This is a genomic window from Cryobacterium sp. TMT3-29-2 (assembly GCF_004564305.1).
Taxonomy (GTDB): domain Bacteria; phylum Actinomycetota; class Actinomycetes; order Actinomycetales; family Microbacteriaceae; genus Cryobacterium; species Cryobacterium sinapicolor.
Window position 1 is genome coordinate 1 of record NZ_SOGK01000077.1, and the last position, 9,357, is coordinate 9,357.

A 9,357-nucleotide genomic window follows, 5' to 3' on the forward strand; every position below is an offset into this window, starting at 1 on the left:
CGGCGCCGCGGCAGGCGCGGCAGCCGGTGCCGCCGCCGGGGCGCGAGCCGGTGCGGCAGCCGCATCAGCCGCCGCATCAGGCGCCACATCAGGCGCCACATCAGGCGCCACATCAGGCGCCAGATCAGGCGCCACAGGATGGCACACCGGTGCAGCGGAAGCGGACGCGACCGGCGGCACACCGGACACCGCGGACGGCGGAGCGGGCGCACGCGCCGGAACCGAAGAGAACACGGGATCCACCGCCTCATCGACGCCCGACCCGCGTCTCGAGTCCAACCGGGCGTTGCACGAGGCCGATCTGGTGCTGAACGAGTTTCGGCAGCAGCTGCGGGCCGACCTGCGCCAGGCCGCCACACGTTCGGGCGTGCCGGCCGGCCTCGTGCCGGAACTGCGGGCCCGCCTGGTCGAGGTGCGCGCGGACATCCTGACCGCCCTGAACCGGTAGCGCGGTGTAGGGACCGTCGGGGAGGGCCGCGATCTCCGCGGCAGTGGGGTGGCGCATGTGGGTGCGCACCCCCGAACGGTTATCAGTACGCATGATGACCGACAGCGATCGCGGCTCACCGATCCCCGGCGCCGCGCGCGGCACATCGGTCATCGGTCATCGGTCATCGGTCATCGGTCATCGGTCATCGGTCATCGGTCATCGGTCATCGAGGATTGACACACGGTCTGACCACACGAGCCCGACACGCCCGCGCGGCGGCCGTCTCCCATGGATTTGACAGGGGAATCCAAGGGAGTAATGTCGTCCCTCGTGACACCAGAGGGAGCCCCCCAGGCACCAGAAACACGTTCACCGAAACGGTGGATCATCGGCGACCCGCTCTCGACCGAAAAGCTCGACGGCCAGCTGCTGCCCAAGCACCTCGCCCTCCCCATCTTCGCGAGTGATCCGCTGTCGAGCGTCGCGTACGCTCCGCAGGAGCTCCTGATGATCCTGACGCTCGGTGGGCTGGCCTTTCTCAGCTTCGCGCCCTGGGTCGCGGCGTGCGTCGTGCTGCTGCTCGTCGTGGTCGTCGCGTCGTACCGCCAGCTGATCAAGGCTTACCCGTCCGGCGGCGGGGACTACGAGGTCGCCCACAAGAATCTCGGTGAAAAGGCCGGGCTCGTCGTCGCGTCCGCCCTGCTCGTCGACTACGTGATGACCGTGGTCGTGTCGGTGGCCAGCGGCGTTGACAACATCATCTCCGCACTGCCGGGCCTGGCGCCGTTCCGGGTGGAGTTCGCGGTCTTCTTCGTGATCCTGCTCGCGGCGGTCAACCTGCGCGGCGTGCACGAGTCGAGCAAGGCTTTCGCCTTCCCCACCTACTTGTTCATCGCCAGCGTGCTGCTGATGGTCGTCGTGGGCCTCACCCGGGTCGCCCTCGGCGACACCCCGATGGCCGAGTCGGCGAACTACGACGTGGAGGCCCAGAGCCTGGCCCAGTCGGCGTTCATCCTGCTACTTCTGCGCTCCTTCGCGAGTGGGTGCAGCGCGCTCACCGGCGTCGAGGCGATCGCCAACGGGGTGCCGGCGTTCAAGCATCCGAAGGTCAAGAACGCCCAGCGCACACTGGTGCTCATGGGCGGCATCGCCATCACGCTCTTCGTCGGCCTGACCGCGCTGGCCCTGTTCTCGAAGGTGCACTACGCGGAGAACCCGTGCGACCTGATCGGCTGGGAGGAGTGCGCGACCTCCCCGCAGCGCAGCCTGATCGCCCAGATCGCGGCCGCCACCTTCGGCAACAACTCGATCATGTTCTTCGTGCTGCAGGCCGCGACGGCGGCCGTGCTGCTGCTGGCCGCCAACACGGCGTTCAACGGATTCCCGCTGCTCGGCTCGGTGCTCGCCAAAGACTCCTACGCCCCGAAATCGCTCAGCACCCGCGGTGACCGCCTGATCTACTCCAACGGCGTGCTCCTGCTGGCCCTCTTCGCCTGCATCATCCTGGTCATCTACCAGGCCAATCTGACCGTGCTGATCCAGCTCTACATCATCGGCGTCTTCGTCTCCTTCACGCTCGGGCAGACCGGCATGGTGCGGCACTGGCTGACCCTCCTGAAGACCAACCCACCGAACCGGGCATCCATCATCGCCAGCCTGTCGATCAACGGCTTCGGCGCTCTGCTCACCGGCGTGGTGCTGATCGTGGTCACGATCACAAAGTTCACCCACGGCGCCTGGCTCGTCTTCGTGCTGATGCCCGTCTTGTTCACCCTCATGCTCGGCGTCAACCGGTACTACCGCGACGTCGCCAAGGAAATCGAAGTGGATGCCGACACCACGTTCGGTTCCTCGGGCGACCACGCGATCGTGCTGGTCGGCAAGATGCAGAAGCCCGTGCTGAAGGCGCTGGACTACGCGATTGCCGCCCGCCACGAGAGCATCGAGGCCGTGCACATCTCCGTCGACGTCGACGAGACCAAGGCGCTCAAACGCGCCTGGGTGCAACAGAACATCCAGGTTCCGTTGCGCATCGTTCAGTCCCCCTACCGGGACATCAGCTGGCCGCTGATCAGCTACATCAAGGACCGGCGCGAGGACCACGGCTCCGAGGTCGTCACCGTCTACACCCCGATCTACATCGTGGGGCACTGGTGGGAGGGCCTGCTTCACAACCACAAGGCCCGGCGACTGCGCCAGAAGCTCATGCTCGTGCACGGCGTCACGATCGCCCTCGTGCCGTGGCTGCTCGACTCCTCGGAGCTCATCTACGGCCGGCGGTCCCGGCCCGTGCCCGGCCAGGACCGCCGCGGCGAGCCCGTGCGTCCCCGCCCGATCCCGCGCCGCCCGCTCGCACCGGCGACCAAGGACATCCCGATCCGGCCCACGCCCGTCGTCGGCACGGTTCCGCCGAAATCCCGGCCGTCGGCCGCCCGCCGCCGCAAGCGGAAGTAGCGGATGCGCCTCGCCCCCGCCGTCTTCCTCGGCGGCACGGTCGGAACGGGCCTCCGGCTCGGCATCGACCTGGCTCTCCCCCACGCCGACACCGCCTTCCCGGCGAGCACGCTGATCGCCAACACGATCGGCGCGTTCGTGCTCGGTTGGCTGGTGGCCGGCCTGTGGACCCGCCCGGGGCTGCCGGCCTGGGTCAAGGCCACCCTCGGCACCGGGCTGCTCGGGTCATTCACCACCTACTCCGCCGTGATGGTCTCCCTCGTGGCGCTCGGTGCGGCCGGGTTCCCGGCGCTCGGCTGGGGCTACCTGGCGGCTACCCTGCTGCTCGGGTTCGGTGCCGCAGCCCTCGGCCTCCGGCTCGGTGCCCTGCACCGCGTGCTGCCGGAGATCCCGGATGCCGGGGGCACCCCATGAACGCCTGGCTGGTCCTCGGCGTACTCATCGCCGGCGGCGCGGCGGCGGTCGTGCGCTTCGTCGTCTCGCGCGCCCTGCCCGTCGGTCCCGGCCGGCTGCCGCTGGGGGTGCTGGTCGTGAACGTGTCCGGGTCGCTGATCGGCGGTGTCGTGCTCGGTCTCGCCGAGCGCGCCGCGGTGTCCGACGATGTGCGGCTGATCCTGTTGACCGGGGTCTGCGGCGGTCTCACCACGTTCAGCACCTGGAGCGTGGAGACCGTCGAATTGGTGCTCACCGGACGCCGGCGAGCAGGCATGGTCAACCTGATCGGCACTCTTCTGCTCGGGTTCGGGGTCTGCGGTGCGGGCTACCTCCTCTTCCGCTGAGGTACAGTGAGTGAACGCTGATTGTGAACGTGTTCGGCGAACCGCTGCCCATGATCCGCATCCGTGGCCCGTTCGGCCCGCCATGCTAAACTGACGGCTAGTTTTCACCATATTCGGCAACTCCCGGGAGACGTTTCTCTCACCCGGCCTGGCATCGTTAGGGGGTCTCGCATGGGGCGCGGCCGTCAAAAAGCAAAGCACACCAAGGTTGCCCGTGAGCTGAAGTACTTCAGCCCGGACACCAATTACAACGCGCTTGAACGCGAGCTCACCGGACATCCGGTCAGCGACCCGCGACTCGACGAAGACTTGGCGAAGTGGCCGGAGTACGAGGCCGGCAAGCCGGGCAAAGACGCTGACACCGACGAAGACGACGAAGACGACGAAGACGACGACCAGTACGTCGACCACTACGCCACCGAAGACGAGCAGAAGCGCGCCTGACTCCCGGCTCCGCTGACTCTCGGCTCCGCCTGACTCTCGGCTCCGCTGACTCCCGGCTCCGCTGACTCCCGGCTCCGCTGACTCCCGGCTCCGCTGACTCCCGGCTCCGCTGACTCCCGGCTCCGCTGACTCTCGGCTCCGCTGACTCCCGGCTCCGCTGACTCTCGGCTCCGCCTGCGCTGGCCGGCGGTCGCCGGCATCTGCGCGTGCGCGAAAAAGGCCGCCATCGCTTCACCGATGGCGGCCTTTTTCGCGCACGTGTCCCCTACACGGTGGGTGGATCATTACGCCGCGTAACCGCCGACCAGACGCACGGCGCCACCGTTGACGCCCTTGGCGCCCTGCTCGAAGCCCGTGAAATCGCGCGGGGCGGTCGACACGCGGCCGGTGACCCAGGCCGGCACGCCCTCGGCGGCGAGGCGCGCGATGACGGATGACGCCGATCCGGCCGCGACGACGGCGAACATGCCGACGCCCAGGTTCCAGGTGCCTTCCGAGCTCTCGAGCGAGGAACCGGCCAGTTCGCTGAGCACCCGGAAGACCGGTGCCGGCGACCAGGTGGACCGGTCGACCTCGACCCAGGCGCCGAGCGGGAGCACGCGGGCGAGGTTCGCCGCGATGCCGCCGCCGGTGACGTGGCTGAGCGAGTGCACGACGCCGGACAACTCCGGGTCGGAGAGCACGCTGAGCAGCGGCCCGGTGTAGAGCCGCGTCGGCTCGAGCAGAACCTCGCCGACCACGCCGCCGAGTTCGGCGGACGTGTCGGTGTAGCCGATGCCGTGTCGAGCGAGGATGTGCCGCACGAGCGAGTAGCCGTTGGAGTGCAGCCCGGAGGAGGCCAGCGCCACGACGACGTCGCCGTGGCGCACCTTCTCCGCGCCGAGGACCTGGTCGGCCTCCACCACTCCGGTCGCGGCGCCGGCTACGTCGTAGTCGTCCACGCCGAGAAGGCCGGGGTGCTCGGCGGTCTCGCCGCCGACAAGGGCCGTTCCGGTGGCGGCGCAGGCCCGGGCGATGCCCGCGACGATGTCGGCGATCCGCTCGGGCACCACCTTGCCGCAGGCGATGTAGTCGGTCATGAAGAGCGGGCGGGCCCCGACCACGATGATGTCGTCGACGACCATGCCCACGAGGTCCTGGCCGATCGTGTCGTGCTTGTCGATGGCCTGGGCGATCGCGACCTTGGTGCCCACGCCATCCGTTGACGTGGCCAGCAGCGGGCGCTTGTAACTGGTGAGGAAGGAGACGTCATAGAGGCCGGCGAAACCGCCGAACCCGCCGAGCACCTCGGGGCCGTGCGTGTTCGACACGGCCTCCTTCATCAGGGAGACGGCGAGGTCGCCGGCCGTGGTGTCCACGCCGGCGGCCGCATAGGATGCGTTGCTCATTCTTGTCTTCCTGGGTCACCGATCGGGGACTTGCCCTGCTTGACCAGGGCTTCTTCGTGCTGGGTTCCTGGGCGCAAAGACTTCGCGGAGTCGAGCAGGGGTTCGAGTTCCGAGTCGGGGCCGGGGTCGCATCCGTTCGAGGCGGCGGCCGGGCGTTCCAACAGGTTCTTGCCCAGGTGCGCCGAGTCGGGCAGCGGGATCGGGTAGACCCCGGTGAAGCAGGCGGTGCACAGGCGTTCGGGCGGCTGCTCGGTGGCGGCGATCATGCCCTCCGGCGAGAGGTAGCCGAGCGAGTCGGCGCCGATGGCCTGGCGCACCTCGTCGACGCCGAGGCCGGTCGCGATGAGTTCTGCGCGGGAGGCGAAGTCGATGCCGTAGAAGCAGGGCCAGGTGATCGGCGGGCTCGAGATGCGCACGTGCACCTCGGCGGCGCCGGCCTCCCGCAGCATGCTGACCAGGGCGCGCTGGGTGTTGCCGCGCACGATCGAGTCGTCGACGACGATCAGCCGCTTGCCCTTGATCACGGCCTTGAGCGGGTTGAGCTTGAGCTTGATGCCGCGCTGGCGGATGGTCTCCGACGGTTGGATGAAGGTGCGCCCCACATAGGAGTTCTTCACCAGGCCCTGGCCGAACGGAATTCCGGAGGCCTGCGCGTAGCCGATCGCGGCCGGCGTTCCGGACTCGGGGGTCGGGATCACGAGGTCGGCCTCGACCGGGTACTCCTGGGCGAGGCGGCGACCCATCTCGACCCGTGCCTCGTGCACGCCGCGGCCGGCGATGGTGGTGTCGGGCCGGGCCAGGTAGACGTACTCAAACACGCAGCCGGCGGGCTTCGCCTCGGCGAAACGCTGCGTGCGCAGTCCGTCCTCGTCGATCGTGATCAGTTCGCCCGGCTCGACCTCGCGCACGAAGCTGGCGCCCACGATGTCAAGGGCGGCGGTTTCGGACGCGACGACCCAGCCGCGTTCGAGGCGGCCCAGAACCAGCGGGCGCACCCCCTGCGGGTCGCGGGCGGCGTAGAGCGTGGTCTCGTCCATGAAGACCAGGCAGAAGGCACCGCGCAGGCGCGGCAGAACCTCGAGTGCCGTGGCCTCGAGGGTGTGGTCGAGGTCGCCGGTGAACAGGGCGGTGATCACGGCGGTGTCGGTGGTGTTGCCGCGGGCGAGCTCACCCTCCACCTTCGGGTACCGCTCGTGCACGAGCTGCAGCAGCTCGGCCGTGTTGGTGAGATTGCCGTTGTGGCCGAGGGCGACCGTGCCGCCCGAGGTGCGGCCCAGGGTGGGCTGGGCGTTCTGCCAGCTCGACGAGCCGGTGGTGGAATAGCGGGTGTGCCCGACGGCGATGTGGCCGATCAGGGTGCTCAACGCCGCCTCGTTGAAGACCTGGGAGACTAAGCCCATGTCCTTGTAGATCAGGATCTTCGAGCCGTCACTCGTGGCGATCCCGGCCGATTCCTGACCGCGGTGCTGCAGGGCGTAGAGGCCGAAGTAGCTGAGCTTGGCCACCTCTTCGCCGGGAGCCCAGACGCCGAAGACGCCGCAGGCATCCTGCGGCCCCTTCTCTCCGGGAAGTAAATCGTGACTTAATAGTCCGTCGCCGCCAGCCAAATCGGTGCCTCTTCTACTATCAGTGCTCGGGGAATGTGTGCTGAAAGTTGGGGGGGTGACCTAGTCCCGGCCGGAATTCGACGAGTCGGTTGCGGCATCCGGATCCTCGGAATCGCTTGGCCCGAGAGGTTCCATTCTATCGACGACGACCGTCTTTCCGCGGCGGGAGTTGACTCGGTCGATGATGATCGCGACGACGGCACCCAGGGTGACGCCGAACGTGACGAAGGCGAGCAAGAGGAACCCGAAGACCTGGGTGGCCCCGAACTCGGCGTTCTCGGGGAACACGACCGTGAGCACCAGGGCGGCGATCGCACCGATCAGCGCGCCGAGAAGCATGAAGTTGAAGAAGCGGGGTGAGCGCCGCACGGTGACGGTGGACTTGTCGACGACCGATTCGCCGGCACTCTCGCCGGCGCCGGATTCGGGCTGCTGCTCGGGCTGTTGGTCTGAGTTCACTCCGCTATTCTGACACGATCGATCGCGACTTCGGCTGTGTGTTGACCGGTCCACGTCGACCCTGACCACACGGATGCGAGACTGTCCCGATGAACAGGATTGCGGTACTCGGAAGCGCGACCATGGACCTCATTGTTCGACAGGCCCGGCTGCCCCGACCGGGCGAGACGATGTCCGGCTCAGGCTTCAGCGCCGTGCCGGGCGGCGCCGGGGTGAACCAGGCGGTCGCGGCGGCCCGGCTGGGCGCCGTCGTGGACTTCCTCGGAATGGTGGGAGAGGACGTGCACGGCGCGCAGCTGCGGCTGGTGCTGACGCGTGAGGGAATCGATCATGAGGGACTGGAGTCGACGTCCCGGTGTTCCTCGTCTTCCTCGTCGGAGCCGACCGGCACCGCCCATATCTCCGTCGTGGATTCGGGCGAGAACGCGATCGTCGTCGTCTCCGGGGCCAACGCGGCGCTCACCGGGCTGAGCCGCGCTCAGCACGACACGATCGAACGCGCGGCGTTCCTGGTGCTGCAGTGCGAGCTGCCCGTTTCGGTGTTGGCCGAGGGGCTGGCCGCGGCCCGGTCGGCCGGGGCGTTCACCGTGCTCGCTCCGGCACCGGTGATCGCGCTGCCGGACGGCTTCCTCGACCTGGTCGACCTGATCGTGCCGAACCAGCACGAGGCCGCCGCGCTCACGGGTGAGAGCGACCCGGTTCGCGCGGCCGAGCTTCTGAGTGCCGGACGAACGTGGGCCATCGTCACCCTGGGTGCGGAGGGCGCCGTGGTCGCCTTCGACGGCGCCGTGCTCGGCCTCGCTCCGGCCAGGCCGGTACAGGCCGTCGACCGCGCCGCCGTCGGCGACACCTTTGTGGGCGTGCTGGTGGCCCGGCTGGCGGCCGGGGCGCCGCGCGGATGGGCAGGCCGGGCAGAGCCACTCCGGGCGGGGGGCATCACCGAAGCGGAGATGATCGATGCCGTGCGCTGGGCGACGGTCGCGGCATCCGTCTCGGTCAGCCGGCCCGGAGGCACCACCTCGATGCCGACCCTCGCCGAGGTCGCCGCGATCCTCGCCTGACCGCCGGTCCCGCGACCCCGTCCCCGACCCGCGCACGTCCCCACACCACACCGAGGCGCACCACACCGAGGCGCACCGAGGCGACTCTCGCCGAGGCACACCGAGGCGACTCTCGCCGAGTCCGACACTTTCGGTCGACTTCGAGAGGTGCGCGCGTCGAACTCGACCGGAACCATCGAACTCGACGCCCCGCCGGGGGGAGGACCCGGAACCCCCGAACTAGACGCTCAGAGCAGGGGCAGGTGCCCCACGAGGTCGGCGCGCTGGCCGGACGCGGCGATGCGCCCGGTCGCGATGCCATCGGCCCAGGAGAGGGTGCCGGTGGCGAGGGCGAGCCAGGTGGGGGCATCCGTTTCGACGACGTTGGGCGGTGTGCCGCGGGTGTGGCGCGGCCCCGCGATGCACTGCACCGCTCCGAACGGCGGCACGCGCACCTCGAGGGTGTTGCCGGTGGCCTGTTCGGCGAGCAGCTGCAGCGTGTAGCGAACAGCGAGGGCTCGGATGTCCCGGCTCGCCTCCCCCTGGTGGGCCGCGTACTCGCGCACCGCCTCGCGTCCCACGCCGTCGTCAATCCTCGCTCGCGCCATGGGACCAGTCTGCCTCCTGACCCCTCCCCCCGCGCATTCTGCGCCGCTGCGCGTATGGCACGCCACGCGCGCAGCGGCGCGGCACCGGCGCAGCGCCCGCGCAGCATCCGCGCAGCATCCGCGCAGCACCCGCGCAGCGCGGCTGGCA

The 9,357-nt window shown here is 69.3% G+C and carries 9 protein-coding genes and 1 pseudogene; 6 read left to right on the plus strand and 4 right to left on the minus strand.

Features of this window, described 5'->3' with window-relative positions; all coding sequences use genetic code 11:
- The 5 genes and pseudogenes from E3O67_RS16940 to E3O67_RS09485 form a co-directional block, all read left to right on the plus strand.
- A pseudogene (locus E3O67_RS16940) lies at nt 1–448 on the plus strand (hypothetical protein); the annotation flags it as partial.
- A 300-nt stretch (nt 449–748) separates the two neighbouring features.
- The gene (locus E3O67_RS09470) at nt 749–2,884 is read left to right on the plus strand and encodes an APC family permease (RefSeq protein WP_241979191.1); all 2,136 of its coding nucleotides are present in this window, start codon (nt 749–751) and stop codon (nt 2,882–2,884) included.
- Nucleotides 2,885–2,887: 3 nt separating this feature from the next.
- Nucleotides 2,888–3,298: a CrcB family protein gene (locus E3O67_RS09475; protein WP_134428878.1), complete on the plus strand. Its 411-nt coding sequence runs from the start codon at nt 2,888–2,890 to the stop codon at nt 3,296–3,298.
- Nucleotides 3,295–3,663, plus strand: coding sequence for a fluoride efflux transporter CrcB (gene crcB, locus E3O67_RS09480; RefSeq protein WP_134428880.1), 369 nt, complete (start codon nt 3,295–3,297; stop codon nt 3,661–3,663). The genes E3O67_RS09475 and crcB overlap by 4 nt, the downstream gene beginning before the upstream one ends.
- A 171-nt stretch (nt 3,664–3,834) precedes the next feature.
- Complete coding sequence (locus E3O67_RS09485; RefSeq protein WP_135102546.1) at nt 3,835–4,107, plus strand: DUF3073 domain-containing protein; 273 nt, start codon at nt 3,835–3,837, stop codon at nt 4,105–4,107.
- A gap of 284 nt (nt 4,108–4,391) precedes the next feature.
- Here the strand turns inward: E3O67_RS09485 and purM are convergent, their stop codons facing one another.
- From purM to E3O67_RS09500, 3 genes are read right to left on the minus strand one after another with little or no spacing between them, the layout of a single operon-like run.
- The gene (purM, locus tag E3O67_RS09490) at nt 4,392–5,495 is read right to left on the minus strand and encodes a phosphoribosylformylglycinamidine cyclo-ligase (RefSeq protein WP_134428884.1); all 1,104 of its coding nucleotides are present in this window, start codon (nt 5,493–5,495) and stop codon (nt 4,392–4,394) included.
- Complete coding sequence (gene purF, locus E3O67_RS09495; RefSeq protein WP_166786939.1) at nt 5,492–7,102, minus strand: amidophosphoribosyltransferase; 1,611 nt, start codon at nt 7,100–7,102, stop codon at nt 5,492–5,494. Before purF ends, purM begins: the two co-directional genes overlap by 4 nt.
- 60 nt (nt 7,103–7,162) lie before the next feature.
- Nucleotides 7,163–7,561, minus strand: a complete 399-nt coding sequence (locus E3O67_RS09500) for a hypothetical protein (protein WP_134428886.1) — start codon at nt 7,559–7,561, stop codon at nt 7,163–7,165.
- 89 nt (nt 7,562–7,650) lie between these two features.
- Here E3O67_RS09500 and E3O67_RS09505 point away from each other — a divergent pair, with 89 nt between their 5' ends.
- Nucleotides 7,651–8,622 carry a ribokinase gene (locus tag E3O67_RS09505; RefSeq protein ID WP_135102547.1) on the plus strand — a complete coding sequence of 324 codons (972 nt, stop codon included), beginning with the start codon at nt 7,651–7,653 and terminating at the stop codon, nt 8,620–8,622.
- A gap of 227 nt (nt 8,623–8,849) precedes the next feature.
- On the opposite strand, the gene E3O67_RS09510 is transcribed toward E3O67_RS09505, so the two are convergent.
- On the minus strand, nt 8,850–9,209 hold the full coding sequence (locus tag E3O67_RS09510) for a sterol carrier family protein (protein WP_134428890.1): 360 nt from the start codon (nt 9,207–9,209) through the stop codon (nt 8,850–8,852).
- Between the last annotated feature and the right edge of the window lie 148 nt (nt 9,210–9,357).

What these genes read in the sequence shown, in the direction of transcription:
- E3O67_RS09470 (WP_241979191.1), top strand. Translation starts at nt 749, where the DNA reads ATGTCGTCCCTCGTGACACCAGAGGGAGCCCCCCAGGCACCAGAAACA.
- E3O67_RS09475 (WP_134428878.1), top strand. Translation starts at nt 2,888, where the DNA reads ATGCGCCTCGCCCCCGCCGTCTTCCTCGGCGGCACGGTCGGAACGGGC.
- crcB (WP_134428880.1), top strand. Translation starts at nt 3,295, where the DNA reads ATGAACGCCTGGCTGGTCCTCGGCGTACTCATCGCCGGCGGCGCGGCG.
- E3O67_RS09485 (WP_135102546.1), top strand. Translation starts at nt 3,835, where the DNA reads ATGGGGCGCGGCCGTCAAAAAGCAAAGCACACCAAGGTTGCCCGTGAG.
- purM (WP_134428884.1), bottom strand. Translation starts at nt 5,495, where the DNA reads ATGAGCAACGCATCCTATGCGGCCGCCGGCGTGGACACCACGGCCGGC.
- E3O67_RS09505 (WP_135102547.1), top strand. Translation starts at nt 7,651, where the DNA reads ATGAACAGGATTGCGGTACTCGGAAGCGCGACCATGGACCTCATTGTT.
- E3O67_RS09510 (WP_134428890.1), bottom strand. Translation starts at nt 9,209, where the DNA reads ATGGCGCGAGCGAGGATTGACGACGGCGTGGGACGCGAGGCGGTGCGC.